This window comes from Bradyrhizobium sp. CCGUVB14, assembly GCF_024199935.1.
GTDB lineage: Bacteria > Pseudomonadota > Alphaproteobacteria > Rhizobiales > Xanthobacteraceae > Bradyrhizobium.
On sequence record NZ_JANADS010000001.1, the window covers coordinates 8,058,087 to 8,079,562 of the forward strand.

Consider the following 21,476-nt stretch of genomic DNA (forward strand, 5'->3'; position numbering starts at 1 on the left):
TAGCGGACAGAACACCGATGGAGGTTAACATGGCCATGCTCGACTGGAACACCTACCGCCGCCAGGTCGTCGCCGGCGTCGGCGAGATTGGAAAGCTGTCCCCGGAGACGGTCAAGGGCTACGCGACGCTGAGCGGCGCGGGCGCCAAGACCGCTCACCTCGACGCAAAGACGCGCGAGCTGATCGCGCTCGCCGTCGCCATCAGCCTGCGCTGCGACGGCTGTATCACCGTCCATGCCGCCGAAGCGAAGAAGCACGGCGCGACCGAAGGCGAGCTGGCCGAAGCGCTCGGCACCGCGATCTCGGTCAATGCCGGCGCAGCACTCGTCTATTCGACCCGTGCGCACGAGGCCTTCAAGGAAGCTTGAACAGCCGACAGGAGTGAGCGCGCCAACGCTCACTCCTTCTAACACAACCTAACATGCAATCGTCGCGGCCTGCGGTAAATCTCGCCGCGTGATCGCGATCGGGATTTCCAAAAAACACGATTATCGATGGGAGATCATATGACGTCCAAGACGCCAATCGAGTTGTTGTCCCGGCCTGCGAACATGTCGCGCCGTGGCTTCGTCGGAGGTTTGTCGGCGGGCATTTTGAGCGTAGCGGCGACCGAAGCGGCCAATGCGGAAACGCTGGCCGACGTTCCCGATCGCGGCCCAGGCGCTGATCTCAGCGCACACAGCGAGCGCTCCCGCTTCGCCAAGATCGACCGTATCCCGGAAGCGACGCCGGGCAAGCGTAACATCGATCCCAGCGATGCCATTAATTCCAAGACGCCGCATCAGAAGCTGGTCGGCAACATCACACCGACCGATCTGCATTACGAGCGCAGCCATTCCGGCGTGCCCGATATCGATCCCGCGCAACACCGGCTACTGATCCACGGCATGGTCGGCAAGCCGCTGATCTTCAGCGTCGACGATCTCAAGCGGATGCCGTCGATCTCGCGCGTGGTCTTCATCGAATGCACGGGCAACGGCTGGGAGAACTGGAAGAAGGCCGATCCGGACTTGACGGTGCAGAACACGCACGGCCTGGTCAGCACCAACGAATGGACCGGCGTACCGCTCAAATTCCTGATCGACCTCGTCGCCAAGGACAAGGGCTCGACCTGGATGCTGGCCGAAGGCGGCGACGGCGCAGGCGTCGACCGCAGCATTCCCCTCACCGACGAGATCGTGAACGAGGCCTTCGTCGCCTACGGCCAGAACGGCGAGCCGCTCAGGCCCGCGCATGGCTTTCCGATGCGGCTGGTGATGCCGGGTTTCGAAGGCAACCTCAACATCAAATGGCTGCGCCGCCTCAAGTTCGGCAGCGCGCCCTGGATGACGCGCTGGGAGACTGCGCGCTATACGCAGCTGCTCGCCGACGGCAAGGCGCGGCAATTCCAGCTGCGGATGGACACCAACTCCGTCATCACCCAGCCCTCGGGCATGATGCAGATCCAGCCGGGCTACAATCGCATCTCGGGCTTGGCCTGGAGCGGCCATGGCAAGATCGCTGAGGTCGAGATCTCGACCGACGGCGGCAAGACCTGGACCCAGGCGCAATTGAGCCTGCCGGTGCTGTCCAAGGCCCAGGTCCGTTTCCAGATGGATTGGGTCTGGGACGGCAAGCCGACCACGATCGTGAGCCGTTCGACCGACGAGCAGGGCAACGTTCAGCCGGACCGAAACTCCTTCATCGCGGCGATGGGGACCAACGCACTGTTTCACTACAACGCCCAGCAGACCTGGAGCATCGACGAGGCCGGGAGGGTTCGCAATGTCCTCGCATAAGCGACTTATCACGGGCGTGCTCGCGATCGGCCTGCTCGCTTCCCCCGCCTTTGCGTTCGACTTCGGTCGTCCGGCAACGCCGGATGAGATCAAGCTGTGGGACATCGATGTCGGGCCTGACGGCAAGGGCCTGCCTGACGGCAGCGGCACAGTCGTGCAAGGCAAGCAGGTGTTTTCGGATTATTGCTCGGCTTGTCACGGCGAGAACGGCCAGGGCGGCATCAAGGATCGTCTGGCCGGCGGACAGGGCACGCTCGCCTCCAATATGCCGATCAAGACTGTCGGCAGCTTCTGGCCCTACGCAACGACGCTGTTCGATTACATCCATCGCGCGATGCCATATCCGACGCCGGGATCGCTCAGCACCGATGAGACCTATGCCGTTACCGCCTACATCCTGAGCCTCAACGGCATCATTCCCGCCGACGGCAGGGTCGACAAGGACAGTCTGCCGAAGATCAGGATGCCCAATCGCGACGGCTTCGTTCCGGAACCGGAATTCGACCCGGCCCGATTGTTCCACAAGAAGTGAGCGCGCGATCATGAGGCTTTCCGCGCTGGTCAAAATCATCGCGCTGGTTGCAGCGATATGTTCATGGGAGACACAGGCCATGGCTACGGACGGACTCATCACCATCAAGAGCAATTTTGGCCCCGCGGACACGATGAAGCGGCTCGAGGCCGAGGTGAAGGCCAAAGGCCTCACCGTGTTTGCCCATGTCGATCACGCCGCCGGTGCGGCCGCCGTCGACCTGAAGCTACGGCCGACTGATCTTCTCATCTTCGGCAACGCCAAGGGTGGGACGCCGTTGATGCAACAGGCGCAGACCGTCGGCATCGACCTGCCGCTGAAGGCGCTGGTTTGGCAGGACGAGCAAGGCGCGACCTGGCTGTCCTACAACGATCCGGCCTATCTCGCCGGCCGTCATGGCGTTGGCGAGGCGGCCAAGGCGGCCGTCACCGCGATGACGGGAGCGCTGCATGCCATCGCGACCAAGGCCACCACGCCATAGCACGGCCGCCGCCGCTGCCCTCGCGCTCCAGGAGAGGCCCATGACCGGCACAGACAATCAGCCGACCGCACCATCCAGCCCCGGAGGCGGCAAGCTCGCCAGATGGGTCGTCATCGCGGTGCTGTCCGCACTGCTCATCGCCGCTTGCATTCTCGGTTATGTCGGCTGGACCAGCACGGACACCAAGGTGCCGGAGGCCGGTTACGTCGCGCTGGTGTTCGGCGTCGTGTTCTCGCTGGTCGTCGGCGCCGGCCTGATGGCACTGGTGTTCTACAGCAGTCGCAAGGGCTACGATGAGCCGGTGGTGCTGATCCAGGAATCGGAGGGCGAACCGGAGGACGAACGCGGGCCGCGCTGACAACACATGATCGCCGCGCGGAACTGGGCTGCGCTGCCGTCTCTTGGACTTCAGCCGTTGGACAGGCTAATTCTGGCCTGATCCGGAATGCTGAGAAGGCCTCGGTGTCAATCGAGGCCTTTTTTCGTGCCCGGGGGTGTCCCCGCTGCAATTGTCTGAAATGAAGCCATACGACAACAGAGCCTGGTTCCTGGTGCTTCCTGCCCTGGTCATCGTGACCTTCGTCGGAATCCTCCCTTTGATCGCCGTCACCAATTACTCTTTCCAGGACCTGTTCAGCCTGAGCAATCCCTATTGGATCGGCGTCGACTGGTACCGGAACATCGTCACCTCCGAGCGCTTCTATGCCAGCCTCGGGCGCAGCTTCCTGTTCTCGGCCATCGTGCTGTCGATCCAGCTGCCGCTCGGCATCTGGATTGCGCTCTTGCTGCAGCGATCGCATCGCTTCGTCGTCAGCACCGTCCTCGTTCTGATCACCGTGCCACTGGTGGTGCCCTGGAACATGATCCCGGTGATCTGGCTCAACTTCATCAATCCCAATATCGGTCTCGCCGGCCGGACGCTGGCCTGGCTGGGCGTCGGCTTCGACTACAAGTTCAACGCCCTGCACACCTGGATCGTACTGGTGGTGATGGACACCTGGCACTGGCTGGGGCTCGTCGTCGTGCTGGCCTATGCAGGCATCTCCAGCATTCCGCCCGCCTACTATCAGGCCGCGGCGATCGACGCCGCGTCGCTATGGCAGGTGTTTCGCTTCATTCAGCTTCCGAAGATGAAGACCGTGCTGTCGATGGCCGTTCTGCTCCGCTTCATGGACAGCTTCATGATCTATATCGAGGCGTTCCGCATCAATGCCGGCGGCCCCGATAGCGCGACCGCATTCCTCAGCCTCGACCTCGGCGAGGAGATCCAGTCCTTCAACTATGGACCGTCCGCCGCCCGCTCGATCGTCTACTTCCTGATCGTCCTGACGGTCGCCTGGGCCTTCAAGGCGGCAACGAGCACGCGAGCGCAGGTCGCCATGGAGCCTGCCAAGTGAAGTCGCTGTCATCCTTGGGACGGACCGCGCTGTTCGCAACGGTCGGTGCCTTCGTCCTGGTGCCGCTGGCGCAGACGATCATCACGAGCTTCGTGTCGACGCTGCCCAGAGCCGGGATCGCGGAAGGGCATTTCAGCCTCGTCAACTACCTGAACATCCTTCACTCACCGGTTCTGAAGGAAGCGATCCTCAACTCCATCATCTACGTCGTGCTCAACGTCGCGCTCTGCCTTGGCGTCGGACTGCCGGCCGCCTATGCGTTCGCCCGCTACAGCTTCGTCGGCGACCGGCAGCTGTTCTTCCTGCTGCTGGTGTTCCGCATCACCCCAACCGTCGTGCTGTCGCTGCCGATCTTCGTCCTGTTCGCGCAAATCGGCCTGGAGAACACCCCGGTCGGCATCGCGCTGGTTCACTGCGTCTTCAACATCCCGATCTCGATCTGGATATTGGAGGGATTTATCGGGTCAGTGCCGCGTGAGTTCGACGAGACGGCCTTTCTGGACGGCCATTCGCTTCCCAGCTTCTTCTTCCGCCATCTGGTTCCTGCGATCGCGCCGGGCATCGGCGTGACCGCGTTCTTCTGCTTCATCTTCTCCTGGGTGGAGGTGGTGCTGGCGCGCATCCTGACAACGACCGGCGGCAAGCCGATCACCATGGCCATCAACGCGCTGTTCGGCTTTCGAACCGATTTCGGCCTCGTCATGGCGATGACCGTGCTCGCGCTCGTGCCGGGGGTGGCGATGATCTATTTCGTGCGGAATCACCTCGCCAAGGGGTTTGTGATCCGGACGTAAGCACACTCGCCCCCCCCTCGTTATTGCGAGCGCAGCGACTTGTCCGCCGAAGCCTTGGCGAAGGCGGAAGCAATCCAGTCTGCCGCCGCGGAGGTCTCTGACTGGCTTCGCTACGCTCGCAACAACCGCGTATGAGGCAGCACTGGCGTAGAATGCGTAGAGCGAAGCGAAATCCATCGCGCGCTGTCAACTCGGCGATAATGGATTTCGCAAGTGCTCTACTACGCACTCAAGCCCCCCGGCTCACCCCAACTCAAACGCCCCCCGCGCCGCCTTCACCGATGATGCGATGAAGCGGTGTACCTCCTGGACCCGGCGCGTTCCGTGGGTGTCGGGATGTGAGGTCAGCCAGTAGTTTCGCACGAAGCGGATGTCGGGCAGCAGCCGGCGCAGTTCGGGATAGCGGCTTGCCGCGTAGTCATGCAGGATGCCGATGCCGTGTCCGGCACGCACCGCCTCGATCTGGGCGACGATGCTGCCGCATTCGTAGCGGCGGGACATCAGGCGGCCGAGGGCCGCGGCGTAGTCGAGGGCGCGGCTGTAGGCGAAATCCTCGATGTGGGTGACGAAGAGGCGGCCTGCGAGATCGGCTTGCGCGTCGATCGGGCCCTCGCGCTCGAGATAACTTTCCGAACCGTAGACGCTCAGCGTGTAGTCGGTCAGCTTTGAGAGGATGAGCCGGCCCTGCTTCGGCCGGTCCAGCGTGATTGCGATATCCGCCTCGCGGCGCGACAGCGAGAACGTGCGGGGCAGCGGCACGAGCTGGATGATCAGTCCCGGGTGGCGCGCGGCCAAGGCGCCGAGATGCTCCGCGAGGAAGAAGTTGCCAAGCCCATCCGGTGCGCCGACGCGCACCGTGCCGCTGATGGTGTCCGCGCTGCCGCCGATGCTGGCGCCCACTTTCAGAAACTCGCTTTCGGCGCGCTCGGCCGCCTGGACCAGGGCCTCGCCCGCGGCCGTCAGCGTGCAGCCGGACGTATGCCGCTCGAGCAGCTTCGCCTTCAGGCTCCTTTCCAACGCGGTGAGCTGACGCGCGACCGTCGTATGGTTCAGCCGCAGGTTCTTCGACGCCTTGAGGATCTGCCCCGCGCGCGCGACCTCCAGAAATATCCTCACCCGCTCCCAATCCATCGACGACTTCCTTCTGGAGTTGACTATATTTTTTGCACAATGGAGACGAAATACCGTTCATTGATGTGCAATTTTATGCGCCGTAAATCATCCGGGATCAAGCATCCAGCGCAGGTCGATACGACCTGCCGAACGATCGAGGTGATCCATGCGCCGGTCCTGTCATCTAGCCCTGTTTCTGATCTCCAGTTTCGCCGCGGCGACGCCAGCCGTCTCGGCGGAGCAACCGACGCCCGACCAGATGGTCGACGCCCTCAACGGTGTCTTCGGCCAGCATCATGCGCGCGCCGTTCACGCCAAGGGCGTCATCCTCGAAGGCAGCTTTACGCCATCGGCGACGGCGTCGCGCATCAGCAAGGCGCCGCATCTGCAACAGACATCCGTGCCCGTGGTCGTTCGCTTCTCGAACTTCGCCGGTGTCCCCTCAATTCCGGACAACGATCCGCTCGCCAGCCCGCACGGCATGGCCATCAAGTTCAAGCTGCCCGACGGGAGCGAAACCGATCTCGTCACGCACTCGTTCAACGGCTTTCCGTCGGCAACCGTCGCCGACTTCCGCGATCTCCTGATTGCATTGGGACGTTCCGGGCCGAAAGCTGCAAAGCCGACGCCGCTCGACACCTACCTGGCCGGGCATCCGCGGGCCAAGGCATTTCTGACCGCACCCAAGCCCGCGCCTGAGAGTTTTGCGACGCTTCCCTATTTCGGCGTCAATGCATTCAAATTCACCAGTGCTGCAGGTCAGACGACTTTCGGACGCTACCAGCTGCAGCCGGTCGCCGGTTCGAAGTATCTCGCGGACGACGCCGCGGCCAAGGCGCAGCCGGATTATCTGATCGCAGAAATCAGGCAGCGCATGGCGAAGGAGCCCGTGAAGTTTCGCCTTGTGCTGCAACTCGCAGGGACAGGCGACAAGGTGAATGATCCCTCGATCGCCTGGCCCGACAGCCGCGAGACCACGGAACTCGGCACGATCACGCTGACGCGCCTCGTTGCGGACGAGGCCGCCGACAAGTCGCTGCTGTTCCTCCCGAACGCGTTGGCGTCCGGAATCGAAGCCGCCGATCCAATGATCGACGCGCGTGGAGCGGCCTACCCGGTGTCGTTCGGCCGCCGTCAGTAACCCGATCTCTCAAAACCAGAAAGGAACCAGGCAATGCCCCTGCTTCGCTTCAACATGTTCGAAGGCCGAACCGACGCCGAGATCGCGACGCTGCTCGATACGGCTCATGCCGCGGTGGTTGCCGCGTTTCACGTGCCCGATGGCGACCGCTATCAGCTCGTCTCGGAATATCGTCCGGGACGTATGATCGCGCTCGATACCGGTCTTGGCATTGCGCGAACCAACAAGGTCGTCCTGATCGAGGTCAGATCCCGAAACAGGCCGCAGGAGCAGAAGCTGCACTTCTACGAGTTGCTGTGCCAGATGCTGAAGGACGCCTGCAATCTCGACAGCTCGGACGTCATCGTGTCCTTTGTCGAGAATGGCGATGCCGACTGGTCATTCGGATTGGGCCGCGCCCAGTTCGTGACAGGCGAGCTTGCGTGACGGGAGGCTTGGTAGCGGGGGGCGCTACCACCTTTCCCCACACCAGCAAAATTTGCGATATTTTCTCCAGTGGTCCCGTCCGGTTCGTAGCCGCTTCAAAATCATCCACCGACTCGACATCGGCAGCGTCAGAGGCGTATGAGCGAAGCTACGTGGCTTTCGCGTCAACAATGACATTCGGAGTATTTCCGGTCGTGGACACCAGCGGTTTGATGTCGGTCGATCTGGGGTTACGGGGCGCCGTCGTCGCACTGTGCCTGCTGATCGCAGCCATGGCGCTGCGCGATCGCCGCGACAGCACGGCCGCGCTGCTGGGAGCCGCGCTCGCGATCGGCGCCGCGGCTTCGATGATCTGCACGGCGCCGACGTTCCCGCGGCCATTTGCGTGGTGGGGCCTGTTGCTGCTGGCGTTGTCCGGCGCGAACAGTGTCGTGTTCTGGCTATGGGCACGTGCCGCCTTCGATGACGATTTCGTGCCGCGGCTCTGGCATGGCGTCTTGTGGGCGGCCGTCGCCGTCGCGCAATGGCTGGACGCCAGCGGCATGACACGATCGGCCGCGCTCGAGCTTGCGATCGAACGCACGCTGTCGTTCGCCTCTCTCGGCCTGGCGTTGTTGGCAGTGGCGCAAACGCTTCTCACCTGGCGGGCGGACATGGTGCAGGGCCGGCGTCGGCTCCGGCTGGTCGTCTTGATCGGGGCATCGGCCCAAATCGTTCTCAGCTCTTACGTGAGCTTCTTGCAGCAGCCCCCGACTCCCACTTTTTCCGTGGCTAGCGTCGCTAACGCCTTTGCTCTGTTCACGTTGGTCGGCTTGAGCGCATGGAATCTGCTGGAAGCGGGTACGCGGAAAGGTTCGATCCTTCTGCCTGCGACAAACGTCCCCTTAGGCAAGCCAGCCAAGGCGTCTGACGATCAGGGCAAGCCTGCCGCGATTGAATCGGCTCTCTTGCGCCGGTTGGAACAGCTGATGACCGTCGAGCGCATCTACCGGCGTGAGAGGTTGACCATTGGATTGCTATCCGCCGAACTTGGCGCGCCGGAATACCGGCTGCGGCAGCTCATCAATGAGGGCCTCGGTTACCGCAATTTCAATGCGTTCATCAATCATTACCGGATCGGGGAAGCCAAGGCAGCGCTGGTCGACCCCGAACAAGTGGAAGTCCCGGTGCTGACAATTGCGATGGACACAGGTTTCCAGTCGATCGGGCCGTTCAACCGCGCCTTCAAGGCCGCGACAGATTTGACCCCAACCGAATTCCGCCGTCTTGCAATGGCGGGAAATGCAGCCCCTGGGAACGGCCGACCAAAAGTCGGCCAGTCGAGTTGAGGAATCGGCCAGCCGGATTGCGGGAATCGGCGAGAACGGCATCGAAAAAATTTGACAGACTGTTGGCGATCCTTCCTCGCAATAGCTGCGACAACGGGGCTGCCCATGCGATATCAGCGATTTGCCGTTTCATTGACCGCGCTGGCGGCACTTACGCTCTGTCTGGCGGGTGTGGCGCTTGCCGACGATTTGCAGATCGTCGGCGATCCGGACAGTCTCGGCTTTTCGGCGAAACGGCTGGCGCGCATCACCTCTTGGTTTGAGGCGCAGACCAAAAAAGGCGATCCCTCCGGTTTTGTCGTTGGGATCGCCCGAGGCGGAAAGCTCGCCTATTTGCAGCCCACCGGTTTTGAGGACCACGACAAGAAAATTCCGATGCGGCCGGATTCGATCTTTCGCATTGGATCGATGTCCAAGCAGATCACCAGCGTTGCCACCATGATGCTGGTCGATGAAGGCAAGCTCGAGCTTGATGCGCCCGTGGCGCAATATTTGCCGGAGCTCAAGGACATGCAGGTCGTCAAGACCGATCCGGCCACAGGAGACGCGATCCTCCTGGAGCTTGAACCGGCCAAGCGGGCGATGACCATCCGGGACCTTCTGCGCAACACCTCCGGTCTGGTCTATGCGTCCCCCGACTATGCCGATCCAGGATTTGGCAATGCCGCGATTCACGCACTCTACGGCGCCAGGGCGCCGTTCCGACGCGACAAGCCCATCGCCTCCTTCGTCGCGAACCTCGGCACCCTCCCACTTCTGCACCAACCGGGCGAAGTCTGGGAATATTCCATAGGCTACGACGTTCTCGGACGGGTCATCGAAGTCGTATCGGGTCAAACTTTCGATCATTTTCTGCAAAGCCGGCTGTTCGCGCCGCTCCATATGGTCGACAGCGGCTTCTCGGTGCCGGAGGATAAACTCGCCCGTCTCGTCGCTGTGCCGGGCGGGCAGCCCGCAGCTCTTTCCGATGGGGACGTCACGAAGCCGCAGACGTTCTTTTCAGGGGGAGGCGGGATCGTTTCGACGGCCCCCGACGTTCTGCGCTTCTGCCAGATGCTGCTCAACGACGGCGAGCTTGACGGGGTGCGGATCCTGAAGCCGGAAACCGTCCGGCTGATGACGACAAATTCGATGCCGCCCGGCATCCACTTCGCGGGGCATGAAGCCGGTCCGGCTTTTGGAACGGGCTGGGGACTTGGCTTCGCCGTCCGCACCGATCCGGATTTCAGTCTGATCCCAGGCGCCGTCGGAAGCTTCAACTGGCAGGGAAGCTGGGGCACATTTTTCTCGGTCGACCCAGTTCAGAAGCTGATCCTTGTCATGATGATGCAGAGGTCGCAGTACAGTGAGAACGGTTTCTATTTTAATGCCATCCGCCGTCTGCCGTATGCGGCGTTGAAGGTTCCTGAAGTGCCTGCGCCCGTCGCCTCGGGGCAGTTGAATGCAGGCGCTCTCACCGACTACGTCGGGCGTTACGATTTCGGTGGGTCCGCAAGTTCGCTGGACAGACAGATGTTGGTTGCCGACGGCAACGGCTGGACCGGCCTTGCGTCCGTTGTCGCTGGCACGGACGGCCTCGGGGTGATCAAACCGGCCGAGGGAGGCCCCGCCGCGCGGGCGGGCGTTTTGGCGGGAGACCTCATCACGGCGATCGGCGAGCAGTCGACGAAGGGCCTGACCCTGGAAGCGGCATTTCGCCGGATTTCAGGTCCGGTCAACGCCGCGATCAAGCTCAAAATCACCCGGCAGGGACAGACCGATCCGCTCGTTGTTGCCTTTGCCCGGGAGGCGGTCCCCTCGCACAGCGTCGCGCTTCAAGTCCGTGTCGCGGACGGCAAGCTCGTCGTTGAAGCAACAGGCAGCTGGTCGATCCTTGATTTTGACAAGGGGCAGCCGACGCCCGTGACGGTTCTTTCGAAGGATGAATTCTACGTCGACAGTGGCGATCATACGCGGATCGCTTTCACGCGCGACGCCGCCGGCAAAGTCAACCGCGCGGTTCTCAATCCGGGACCCTGGGAGCAACGCGGCGCACGCGCCCAATAGGGCACACTGACAGCTGATGAAATGGAGGAAGCCTGCGCGGCCCGAACATTAAGGTGTCCGACGGTCGCCCAATGTGGGGCGGTCTCGACTTGGCGCGCCATTCAGAATAAAGCCACGAACTCATACATATTTGAAATTGCTCGTGATTTTCTTCGCTCCAATGATTCGGCCGTCGGCACCGATTGGGCCCGCCCGCTGCCGTAGAGAATTTCGGCACGCCTCACGACAGCGTGCGCCTTTCACTCCGGGATCGTAGTATTGTCGTCGGAAGCCGCCGACGCACGAGACTGAGGATTTTGCGTATCCACTCGATCGCGGCGCTCGACGAGATGCACTCCAGAACTAGGCTGAGGATCGCGACTGCGATCGGACGGCGCGGCAAATGGAGGACATTATGGCGTGGCGTGACGACAAGGCCCGGGCAACCCTGATCCGCGATGCAGCGGGCAGCGTACCGCCGGGCAAGAGCCCCCGGGCCTTTGCCGAGCCGTTATTCGGCTACAGCAATATCGAGGATCTCGCCAACTACGACGCCGCTTCGCTTGCCCTCCTCGCGGAGCAAGCCTGGGAGCACGTGCAGCGGCGCACGGCCGGCAGCGCTGATATCCGCGTCGTCAATCCGACGTTGCCGAACGGGCGCGAGATTTCCGTGCTCGAGATTCTCAACGAAAACATGCCCTTCCTGTTCGATTCCACCATGGCGGAGCTCGCCGAGCAGGGCATCGAAGTCACCCTCGTCGCTCACCCGATCATCGCCGTGGAGCGCGATGATCAAGGTAACCTGCTGCGGTTCTACGGCGAAGCGCTACCGGAGGGGGCCACGGGCGCGCGCGAAAGCCTGATTCATCTCCACATCACCCGCCTGGACGTCGATGCCGACCGCCAGAAGCTGGTCGCCGGTCTGACCAGGACGTTGAACAATGTCCGCGCCTGCGTCACCGATTGGCGCGCCATGCGTGACCGCGTCGAGGAAGCGATCAAGACGTTCGCGGCCAATCCGCCGCCGCTGCCGATCGAGGAGGTCGCCGAAGCCAATCAGTTCCTGCAATGGCTCTGCGCGGACAATTTCACCTTCCTCGGCGTGCGCGAATATCGCTTCTCGCCCGACAGCGATGCGTCCGACGACATCACGACCGGCAAAGGCCTCGGCATCCTGCGCGACCCCGACGTGAAGGTGCTGCGCCGCGGCAGCGAAATGGTGGTGATGACATCGGAAATCCGCGAGTTCATGCACGAGCCGACGCTGCTGATCGTCATCAAGGCCAATGTCAGCAGCCTCGTCCATCGCCGCATCCGGATGGATTATGTGGGCATCAAGCTCTATGCGCCCGACGGCCGGCTCGAGGGCGAGCTGCGCGTCGTCGGCCTGTTCACCTCGGGCGCCTACACCCGCTCGGTACGGCAGATCCCCTATGTCCGCCATAAGGTTTCGCGGGTGCTTCAGCGCGCCGGCTTCGATCCGAACGGCCATTCCGGCAAGGCGCTGATGCATATTCTCGAAGATTATCCGCGCGACGAGCTGTTCCAGATCGATGTCGACACGCTCTACAATTTCGTCATCGAGGTCCTGATCCTCTACGAGCGCCCGCGCGTTCGCGCGCTGGCGCGGGTCGACAAGTTCGATCGCTTCGTCTCCATCCTGACCTTCATTCCACGCGACAAATACGACACCGACGTCCGCACGCGCGTCGGCGCCTTCCTTGCGCAGGCCTACAAGGGGACCCTGTCCGCCTCCTACGTATCATTCCCTGAAGGCGCGCTTGCACGCGTTCATTTCATCATCGGGCGCTATGAAGGAAAAACGCCCGTCGTCGAGCACTCCGTGCTCGAAGCCGGGATCAGCGCCATTGCCGCGACCTGGGCCGACAAGCTGAAAGCTGCGCTTAACGCGTCGACCGATGGCATGCGGGCGCGCATGCTCACCAACCGATATGCCCGTGCCTTTAGCGGCGGCTATACCGAGGTGTTCGGCGCGCAACAGGCCATTGCCGATATCGCGACCGTCGAAAAGCTCACGCCGGCCCGTCCGGTGACGATTTCGGTTTACCGCATCGAAGGCGACGATCCGAAGCGCTTCGGCCTGAAGGTGTTTTCGGACGCCGCACCGCTGTCGCTGTCTTACCGCGTGCCGGTGATCGAAAATCATGGTCTGCGCGTGGTCAACGAACGCACCTACCAGATCGTGCCCGGTAACAGGCCTGAGCCGGTCTGGCTGCACGACATGACGATCGAGACCAGCGACGGCAAGCCGATCGAGATCAGCCCGGAATTGAGCCATCGCCTGGAAGCCTCGATCATGGCGGTGGTCACCGATCGCGCTGAATCCGACGGATATAATGCCTTGATCCTGCGCACAGCCCTGGGCTGGCGGGAAGTCTCGAGCCTCCGGGCGCTGTCCCGCTATTTGCACCAGATCCGCGCGCCGTTCACCCAGGACTATATGTGGGAGACCTTGCGCAGGAATGGCGCGATCACCGCCAACCTCGTCGCGTTGTTCCAGGCCCGCCTCGATCCGCGCCTCACCCTGACCGACGCCGAGCGTTCGGCGCGCCAGACGGACCTCCTTGCCGAGATCGAGGAGCAGCTCAAATCCGTCGCCTCGCTCGACGAAGACCGCATCCTGCGCCGCTTCATCAATCTGGTGCAGGCAACCATCCGCACCAATTTGTGGCAGGTCGGCCAGGATGGACATCCGCGTCCGGTTATCTCCTTCAAATTCGACGCGCGCCGGGTCGACGACCTGCCCGCTCCACGACCTCTCTACGAGATCTTCGTCTATTCACCTCGTGTCGAAGGTATTCACCTGCGCTTCGGCAAGGTTGCGCGCGGGGGCCTACGCTGGTCCGATCGGCCGCAGGATTTCCGCACCGAGATCCTGGGCCTCGTCAAGGCGCAGCAGGTCAAGAACGCCGTGATCGTGCCGGTCGGAGCCAAAGGCGGCTTCGTGCCCAAGCGCCTGCCGCCGCCTTCCAATCGCGACGCCTGGCTCGCGGAAGGCACCGAAGCCTATCGCATCTTCGTTCGCTCGCTGCTCGAACTCACGGACAACCTCGACGGCGACGACATCGTGCCGCCCGACGCCACCGTGCGGCATGACGGCGACGATCCGTACCTCGTCGTCGCCGCCGACAAGGGCACCGCCACCTTCTCCGACGTCGCCAACGCGATCTCGGCCGAGAAGCACCATTGGCTCGGCGATGCCTTCGCCTCCGGCGGCAGCCAGGGCTACGACCACAAGAAGATGGGGATCACCGCGCGCGGCGCCTGGGAGGCGGTCAAGCGCCACTTCCGCGAGCTCGGCACCGACATTCAGACCATGCCGTTCACCGTGACCGGCGTCGGCGACATGTCTGGCGACGTCTTCGGCAATGGCATGCTGCTCTCGCCGACGACAAGGCTTGTGGCGGCTTTCGATCACCGCGACATTTTCATCGATCCCTCGCCCGATCCGGCGACCAGCTTCGCCGAGCGCAAGCGCCTGTTCGACCTGCCGCGATCGAGCTGGCAGGACTATGCCAAGTCGCTGATCTCCCAAGGCGGCGGTGTGTTCTCGCGGCAGCTCAAGGCGATCCCGCTCGCGCCGGAAGTGCGTGCCCTGCTCGATCTCGACAAGCCGCAAGCCACGCCGTTCGAGGTGATGACGGCGATCCTGAAAGCGCGCACGGACTTGCTGTGGTTCGGCGGCATCGGCACCTATATCCGCGCATCGGCAGAGAGCGACGATCAGGCCGGCGACCGCGCAAACGATCCGATCCGCATCACCGGCACCGATGTCCGCGCCCGGGTGATCGGCGAAGGCGCCAATCTCGGCGTCACCCAGCGCGGCCGCATCGAAGCGGCGCGGAAGGGCGTCAAGCTCAACACCGACGCCATCGACAATTCGGCCGGCGTCAACACCTCCGACGTCGAGGTCAATATCAAGGTCGCGCTGGCGCGCCCCGAACGCGAGGGACGCCTCAGCTTCGCCGACCGCAACAGCCTGCTTGCCGCGATGACCGATGAGGTCGGCACGCTGGTGCTGCGCAACAACTATCTGCAAACGCTGGCGCTCTCGCTCGCCGAGCGCAAGGGCGTGGCCGAGACCGGCTTCCTCACCCGCCTGATGCAGTCGCTCGAGCAGCGCGCCCTGCTCAGCCGCGCCGTGGAGTTCCTGCCCGACGACGCAGCGCTCACCGAGTTGACACGGCGCGGCCAGGCCCTCACGCGGCCCGAGCTTGCCGTGCTGCTCGCGTACGCCAAACTGACGCTCTACGAGGACCTGCTCGCCACCAGCGTGCCGGACGATCCTTATCTCGCCCGCAGACTGTCCCTGTATTTTCCGCGCGAAGTTCTCGATAAATTCCCGACCGCGGTCGAGCTCCATCGCCTCCGGCGCGAGATCATCGCAACCAGTCTCGTCAATGCCGTGATCAACCGCGGCGGCCCGGCGTGTGTCGTGCGCCTGACCGACGAGACCGACGCCGATATCCCGACCATCGTCATGGCGCAGGTGGCGGTGGACGCGATCTACGAGCTCAGGCGGCTCAATGACGCGATCGACGCGCTCGACACCCGCATCGACGGCCAGGTGCAGCTCGGCCTCTACGCGACGGTCCAGGACCTCCTGATCTCCCGCATGGTCTGGTACGTGCGCAATGTCGATTTCAAGGACGGCCTCGAGGCGGTGATCGGACGTTTTGGCCCGGGTATCCGCGAGATCGCGGCCTCCCTCGACACCACCCTGCCGCCGGACCTGCAGGCCGCGCGCGGCAAGCGGCGCCAGGAACTCGCCGATGCCGGCGTCCCGGCCGGCCTCGCCGGCGAGCTCGCCGATCTCGACGCGCTGATTGCGGCTCCCGACATCGTGACGATCGCCGAGCGCACCACGCGCCCGATCGGCGATGCCGCGGCGACCTTCTACGCCGCCGAAGCGAATTTCCGTCTCGACCGTATCATCGCCGCCGCGCGCGGCGTGCCGGCCAATGATTATTTTGAACGCATCGCCGTCGATCGCGCCGTTGAACAGATCGCCGGCGCCGAACGAAGACTGGCCGCGGATATGCTGGCAACTGGCCAATGCGGCCAGCAGGCGGTCGAGACCTGGCTCGCGGCTCACCCCGAAGCGACGCGCACCCGCCGCTCGGTCGAGCAAATTGCGGCCAGCGGCCTGACTCTCGCCAAGCTGACGGTGGCGGCAAACCTGCTGGGGGACCTGGTCAAAGCCTGAGGGCGTGCGAGGCCGCGATGTGAAACCTAGCCGGCGAACGGAGGACTCCCATGATCCACGCCACTTGCCACACCGCCGACAATGTCCGCTGCATCGAGTTCGATGCCACACCGTGGTTCAGCGAGGCCGACGCGCCGAGCATTGTCGATCTGGCCCAACGAGGATGGACCAGCACGGCGATTGCAGAGTCCCTCGAGCACCGACGAGGATACGAAGGCCTGCACGACCTCGTCGAGTATGCGGCGAAGCGATTGCAATCGGAATCCCTGGAGGACCCAACCTGGGAAACCTTCGCGTGCGTCGTCGATGGCCCCGAGGCCGTTGCCTGGCTCAAGAAGAACCGGCCCAACGTTGTGGCAGGGATTTCGTAAGCCACGGGAAAATCGGCGGCATCGCAAACGAAGCCGGAATGGCGCGCCGCGGGCGGATTTGCCCACCGACCCGATTGCGGCATTCAACGGCGACGCCTATGCTGACGTCCGGCAATCACGCGGCCGCCCATCGTGCGGCGGAGGCAGCCTCACGGTGGATGGTTCACATATCCATCCGAAAGGCCATGCCATGACCATAGCCCCCACGCTCCACCGATACCTGGCTGCCGAGAACATCCAGTATGCCGAGATCCCGCACGTTTTCACCATGTCATCGGCGCGCACGGCGCAGGCCTGCCACGTCTCGGGCGATCATTTCGCCAAGGCCGTCGTGCTGCGGCATGACGGCGGCTTTATGCTCGCGATCGTACCGGCATCGCACCATCTCAACCTGCCGGAGTTGAAGGAGAGGCTCGGCGCGGATCTCGCGATGGCGAACGAAACCGAGATCAACCGGCTGTTCGCGGACTGCGCGCATGGCGCCGTTCCGGCGATAGGCCGGTGCTACGGGCTCGATCTCATCGTCGATGACAGCATCCGGGCGCAGCCCAAGATCTATGTCGAAGCCGGCGACCACGAGACGCTGCTCCAGCTGACGCAAGCGCAGTTCGAACGGCTGACGGCCAATGCGCCGCATGGACGCTTCAGCATGCGCGATTGACCAGCATGGCGCCGGGATAATCTCCGGACGCCTTGTCGCGGCGCGCGTGCGGTCGCGCCCGGTTCGTAGTATAGTCGCGTCACGGGGGCTGCGTTCGCAACGGAGGTCCTCCATGAAGGTCAAGGACGTGATGCACAAGGGCGTCGATTGGGTCAGCCCCGACACCCCGATCACCGAGATCGCGAAGTTGATGCAAGGGCACGACATCGGCTGCATTCCGATCGGCGATGACGACCACCTGATCGGGATGGTGACCGATCGCGACATCGTCTGCAAAGGCCTCGCGAGCAAGAGCTTCAACGCCGCGCGCATGACGGCGCGGGACGTGATGACCGAAGGAATCCATTGCTGCCGCGAAGACGACGATCTGGCGAAAGCCGTGCATCACATGGAGACGCTGAAAATCCGCAGGCTACCCGTGATCAACAAGAGCAAGCGGATGGTCGGCATGATCAGCCTGGGTGACGTCGGCCAATTCGCCTCCGTTGATTTGTTGACCCAATGCGTCAAGGGCGTGTCGGCCCATCATTGATGGCAACCGCCACCCTGGCGTTGGAACTTCGTCGCATGGCTCGCGGGCCCCGCTGCCGGCGAACGCGGACGCCTTGCCCCCGACCTGCGACGAGGCTGCTTCGCCGTCTTCTCGCCCCCATTGTCATTCAGGGAGCTAGCCGGGGCGGCGGTATGGTGGGCAAAGTTCCCAAAGGTTCCGTGTGATCGTCCGACATCCTCTGCAACGCAATTCTCATCATTCTCTTTCGCGCCGCGCGCTCCTGGGCGGGCTCGTGTCGGCAGGCAGCGCTCTCGCGCTCGGCGGATGCGCAGGCCTGGGCGCGACCGGCGCGCGCTACGACGCGTCGTCACTCTCCGCTGACCCCACATTGCTCATCACCACCACGCGCAAGCCCGTGAAGGGTGGTCGCGCGAAACCCTGGTTCGGGCCGGAGCGCGCCACCACAATGACGGTTGCGCGGGCAAAGCTGGTGGCGCCGGACGAGAGCCGACTTTCTCTCGCCTCGGTCGGGCTGGCCGATTGGCGCCTCGATCAGGTCGAACCGGTGCAGGCCGACATCGGCGATCTCCTTGCGCAGGGCGGCGGGGGAGGAGACGTGCTGATCTATGTGCACGGCTTCAAGCAGACATTCGAGACGGCCGTGCTCGATGCCGCCCATCTCTCCGATGGGATCAAGTTCCGCGGCCGGACCATGGTGTTCTCCTGGCCCTCCAAGGCGGGGCTGTTCGACTATGCCTACGACCGCGACAGTGCGATGTGGTCTCGCGACGATTTCGAACGCGTGCTCTCTTCCCTCGTGACGACTTCAGGCGGCGGCCGCGTGCACATCGTTGCGCACAGCATGGGAACCATGCTGACGCTCGAGAGCCTGCGTCAGCTCTATGCGAGATATGGCGACACTGTCACGAGCAAGATCGGCACGGTCGTGTTTGCCGCGCCCGACATCGACATGGACGTGTTCACGTCGGCGATCCACCGCCTCGGTCCCCTTGCCGGCAAGATCACCGTGATCGCCGCGACGAACGATCGAGCTCTCGCTCTATCGGGACAGCTCGCAGGCGGGATGACCAGGGTCGGCGCCGCCGAGAAGGCTGTCATCCAGCAACTCGGCGTGCGCGTGGTCGATGCTTCCCAGGAAGGCTGGAGCATCATCAATCACGATCTGTTTCTATCGAGCGCGGAAGTGCAGCGGGAGATCCGCCGCTCGATCAACGGTACGACCGCGTAAGAGCGAGAGCGCGCAACTAATTCCTGAACTGGTTCTTGAACTAGTTCTTGGCGTTCCGCATCTTGCTCGCACCCCTGAGCGGGGTCGCCGGTGGGCGATCCGAATTCGCCCAGCCGGCCATCTGCAGACAGGTGAGCAGGTCGACATAGCTTTGTATTCCCGCTGCCGCAGCCTCGCCTTCGCAACTTTCGCGCGCGGGACCCGGAACAGTCAGCCAGGCCGAACTCAGCTGTTGCTGGGCAAGCGTCTCGTCACGCGTGCACTCACCGGCGTCCTGCGCCAGGGCGAGCCCTGACGCCTTGTCGTCGGCGGAAACGTCCCTGCACATGGCTTCCACGTTGAAGACGGGCACGCGATCTGAAACCGGCATCGCGGGCAGGCCAAGAAGCGACAGTGCCAAAAGCGCTGCTTTCATGGGATCCTCCCTCAAATCGGGTTAGCAACCCGGGGGAGGCTAGGTCTGGTTTGTTTCCGGCTGGCTTCGTCCGGCCACCAAAAGGTTTCGTCCTTGCCGCGGCGCGCAGCGGGCACGGTCGACGACAGGCCGCGCCCACGGTCGGCACCTTGTCGGCACAATCGAGCAGGATCGACTTCGCCATATCGATCGCCTCCGGTCCGATAGGTGAAGGTTGCTGCCCACTCGCCTTCCGCAACCGCGCGGATGCCGCCGGCTGGCCCGGGCAAGCCGTCAGTCCCGAGGATCTTCACCTGATCGAGCTTGCCGGCGCCCTTGGCCGCGAGGCGCGCACCGGCGGCGCAATGGTCCTTTTTCGTCATCCCTTCAAGGTCGCACCTCCAGCATCGGCCCGCAAAGGATGTAACCGCATCCGAACGGATGTAGCCGATGTTACGTCTGCCAGACGAAGCGCCATATCCGAACTGACGACTGGGCATTCGACCTTTCCAGGATGACATTCTGTCCGGAGTGCAGAACCCGTCCGATCACGCGGAGCGATCGCGATGAGGGAGGCTACGATGGATCTTTCGCGGATGTCGGATGGAATCCGGCTGCATCACGCCTCTCATCACAACGATGGGTATGATGGCGAGGACGAACCGGGCCCTGCGCCGAGTGCCCCGTTCGTGGCTGACGCGCTGATCCGCGGTCCCGGCCCGTTTACAGATCCTGGAGCGCGCCCCGCGAGCGCGAATAGCCAGCATCATGACTCCGACCCGGTTCAATCCGAACATCTCGCATCGGCGATCGGCACGATCGGCCACCCCGGCAACCACGCTGCGGCGGGCCCGGATGTTTCCTCCACGAAGCCTGCTGCCGGCGCATCCGATCCCGGGATGGCCATTGCTTCGGTCGAGAGTGGGGCAAACTTGGCCGGGAACGGCGGGGATGGCCACTTCTACGGAGGTATCATTCACGCGTCCCTGTTGATCTATGAACCGGTCAACATCTCGGTGAGCCTGGGATACGGCTCGGTCGCCCTGGCCAGCCAGTCCAACAATTTGAATGTCGATCAATCCGCTTTTCAGATGGCCGGCGTCGGCGGCCATGGCGGCAATGACAACATCGCTTCGGGAGCGAGCGTCAGCACGTCCTTGGACGCCGGCATGATCGCGAGTGGTGACAACAGCGCCGGAAACGGCGGCAGCGGCTATTTCTCGGGCGCGATCGTGGACGCTCCCGTGGTGATCTATCATCCGATCAATATTGCGGTGGCGGGCTCGGGCGGCACTGCGCACGCAAGTCAATCCAACACGGTCGAGATCGATCAATCGGCCACCCAGATCGCGGGCGTCGGCGGAAACGGCGGAAATGCCAATGTCAGCGCCGGCGGCAGTGTCGTCACGCTCGACCCAAGTTGGGGATCAAGCAACGCAGGCGGCGTCTCGGACGTTCAAACGGGCGGGAGCCAGGTCGGCAATGGCGGCGACGGCGCCTTCTACGGCGGGCTCGTCCATACGTCCTTCGTACTGTACGACCCGATCAACATCGCAGTCGCGGGCTACGGCTCGAACGCTCATTCGGTCCAGACAAATGACGCCTACGTGGATCAATCCACGGTTCAGATCGCCGGCATCGGCGGGTACGGCGGCAACGGCAATGCCGCCGCGGGCGGCCATGCAAGCCTTCTCTCCCACGGCCTGTGGGGCGGCTCCGACGCGATCGCGACCGGTTCGAATGGCGCAGGCAATGGCGGCAACGGCTATTTTGCCGGCAGCCTGATCGACGTCAGCGTCGCGATCTATGCACCCATCAATATCGCAATCGCAGGTTCGCATTCGACGGCCGTAGCCGATCAGGTCAACAACGTGCATATCGACCAGAGTGCGGTGCAGATCGCCGGACTTGGCGGCGACGGCGGCCACGGCAATCTCGCGCTGGGTGGCGATCTTTCCGCCCATCTTCTGTCGGATCTTCACCTGCTGGGATAGCGACATGTGTGCCGCTCGCACAAGCCCGATCGCGGACCGCGTCGACGCTCCGCGCATGCAAGCTCGTCGTGC

General features: G+C 63.4%; 20 protein-coding genes. 17 read left to right on the forward strand and 3 right to left on the reverse strand.

Going from position 1 to position 21,476, the window contains the following annotated elements; translation table 11 throughout:
• Positions 1-29 precede the first annotated feature (29 nt).
• From NLM32_RS37645 to NLM32_RS37675, 7 genes are all read left to right on the forward strand, one after another.
• The gene (locus NLM32_RS37645) at positions 30-368 is read left to right on the forward strand and encodes a carboxymuconolactone decarboxylase family protein (RefSeq protein WP_212329942.1); all 339 of its coding nucleotides are present in this window, start codon (positions 30-32) and stop codon (positions 366-368) included.
• Between the two features lie 138 nt (positions 369-506).
• Positions 507-1,778 carry a sulfite dehydrogenase gene (gene soxC / locus NLM32_RS37650; protein ID WP_254133737.1) on the forward strand — a complete coding sequence of 424 codons (1,272 nt, stop codon included), beginning with the start codon at positions 507-509 and terminating at the stop codon, positions 1,776-1,778.
• Complete coding sequence (locus NLM32_RS37655; RefSeq protein ID WP_254133738.1) at positions 1,765-2,310, forward strand: c-type cytochrome; 546 nt, start codon at positions 1,765-1,767, stop codon at positions 2,308-2,310. The genes soxC and NLM32_RS37655 overlap by 14 nt, the downstream gene beginning before the upstream one ends.
• A 10-nt stretch (positions 2,311-2,320) precedes the next feature.
• Positions 2,321-2,791, forward strand: a complete 471-nt coding sequence (locus tag NLM32_RS37660) for a DUF302 domain-containing protein (RefSeq protein WP_254133739.1) — start codon at positions 2,321-2,323, stop codon at positions 2,789-2,791.
• 40 nt (positions 2,792-2,831) lie between these two features.
• Positions 2,832-3,149 carry a hypothetical protein gene (locus NLM32_RS37665; RefSeq protein ID WP_254133740.1) on the forward strand — a complete coding sequence of 106 codons (318 nt, stop codon included), beginning with the start codon at positions 2,832-2,834 and terminating at the stop codon, positions 3,147-3,149.
• Positions 3,150-3,309: 160 nt separating this feature from the next.
• Entirely contained in the window at positions 3,310-4,188 is an 879-nt protein-coding gene (locus NLM32_RS37670; protein WP_254133741.1) for a carbohydrate ABC transporter permease, read from the forward strand.
• Positions 4,185-4,982 carry a carbohydrate ABC transporter permease gene (locus NLM32_RS37675; RefSeq protein ID WP_254133742.1) on the forward strand — a complete coding sequence of 266 codons (798 nt, stop codon included), beginning with the start codon at positions 4,185-4,187 and terminating at the stop codon, positions 4,980-4,982. Before NLM32_RS37670 ends, NLM32_RS37675 begins: the two co-directional genes overlap by 4 nt.
• 243 nt (positions 4,983-5,225) lie before the next feature.
• On the opposite strand, the gene NLM32_RS37680 is transcribed toward NLM32_RS37675, so the two are convergent.
• A complete protein-coding gene (locus tag NLM32_RS37680; protein WP_254133743.1) occupies positions 5,226-6,113 on the reverse strand; it encodes a LysR family transcriptional regulator in 888 nt (295 codons plus the stop codon).
• Positions 6,114-6,261: 148 nt separating this feature from the next.
• On the opposite strand from NLM32_RS37680, the gene NLM32_RS37685 reads away from it, so the two are divergent.
• From NLM32_RS37685 to NLM32_RS37725, 9 genes are all read left to right on the forward strand, one after another.
• On the forward strand, positions 6,262-7,236 hold the full coding sequence (locus tag NLM32_RS37685) for a catalase family peroxidase (RefSeq protein ID WP_254133744.1): 975 nt from the start codon (positions 6,262-6,264) through the stop codon (positions 7,234-7,236).
• A 33-nt stretch (positions 7,237-7,269) separates the two neighbouring features.
• Positions 7,270-7,662 (forward strand): tautomerase family protein, encoded by a 393-nt coding sequence (locus NLM32_RS37690; RefSeq protein WP_254133745.1) that lies wholly within the window; start codon positions 7,270-7,272, stop codon positions 7,660-7,662.
• A gap of 194 nt (positions 7,663-7,856) precedes the next feature.
• Entirely contained in the window at positions 7,857-8,990 is a 1,134-nt protein-coding gene (locus tag NLM32_RS37695; RefSeq protein WP_254133746.1) for an AraC family transcriptional regulator, read from the forward strand.
• 105 nt (positions 8,991-9,095) lie between these two features.
• Entirely contained in the window at positions 9,096-11,036 is a 1,941-nt protein-coding gene (locus tag NLM32_RS37700; RefSeq protein ID WP_254133747.1) for a serine hydrolase, read from the forward strand.
• A 382-nt stretch (positions 11,037-11,418) separates the two neighbouring features.
• Positions 11,419-16,242 (forward strand): NAD-glutamate dehydrogenase, encoded by a 4,824-nt coding sequence (locus tag NLM32_RS37705; RefSeq protein WP_254133748.1) that lies wholly within the window; start codon positions 11,419-11,421, stop codon positions 16,240-16,242.
• Positions 16,243-16,292: 50 nt separating this feature from the next.
• Positions 16,293-16,613: a hypothetical protein gene (locus tag NLM32_RS37710; RefSeq protein WP_254133749.1), complete on the forward strand. Its 321-nt coding sequence runs from the start codon at positions 16,293-16,295 to the stop codon at positions 16,611-16,613.
• A gap of 190 nt (positions 16,614-16,803) precedes the next feature.
• Positions 16,804-17,274: an aminoacyl-tRNA deacylase gene (locus tag NLM32_RS37715; RefSeq protein WP_254133750.1), complete on the forward strand. Its 471-nt coding sequence runs from the start codon at positions 16,804-16,806 to the stop codon at positions 17,272-17,274.
• Between the two features lie 112 nt (positions 17,275-17,386).
• On the forward strand, positions 17,387-17,806 hold the full coding sequence (locus tag NLM32_RS37720) for a CBS domain-containing protein (RefSeq protein WP_254133751.1): 420 nt from the start codon (positions 17,387-17,389) through the stop codon (positions 17,804-17,806).
• 253 nt (positions 17,807-18,059) lie between these two features.
• Complete coding sequence (locus tag NLM32_RS37725) at positions 18,060-19,016, forward strand: alpha/beta fold hydrolase (RefSeq protein ID WP_254133752.1); 957 nt, start codon at positions 18,060-18,062, stop codon at positions 19,014-19,016.
• A gap of 40 nt (positions 19,017-19,056) precedes the next feature.
• On the opposite strand, the gene NLM32_RS37730 is transcribed toward NLM32_RS37725, so the two are convergent.
• Both NLM32_RS37730 and NLM32_RS46445 read right to left on the reverse strand, forming a co-directional pair.
• Complete coding sequence (locus tag NLM32_RS37730; protein WP_254133753.1) at positions 19,057-19,431, reverse strand: hypothetical protein; 375 nt, start codon at positions 19,429-19,431, stop codon at positions 19,057-19,059.
• A gap of 11 nt (positions 19,432-19,442) precedes the next feature.
• A complete protein-coding gene (locus NLM32_RS46445; protein WP_254133754.1) occupies positions 19,443-19,793 on the reverse strand; it encodes a hypothetical protein in 351 nt (116 codons plus the stop codon).
• A 606-nt stretch (positions 19,794-20,399) separates the two neighbouring features.
• On the opposite strand from NLM32_RS46445, the gene NLM32_RS37740 reads away from it, so the two are divergent.
• Positions 20,400-21,404: a hypothetical protein gene (locus tag NLM32_RS37740; RefSeq protein WP_254133755.1), complete on the forward strand. Its 1,005-nt coding sequence runs from the start codon at positions 20,400-20,402 to the stop codon at positions 21,402-21,404.
• Positions 21,405-21,476 lie beyond the last annotated feature (72 nt).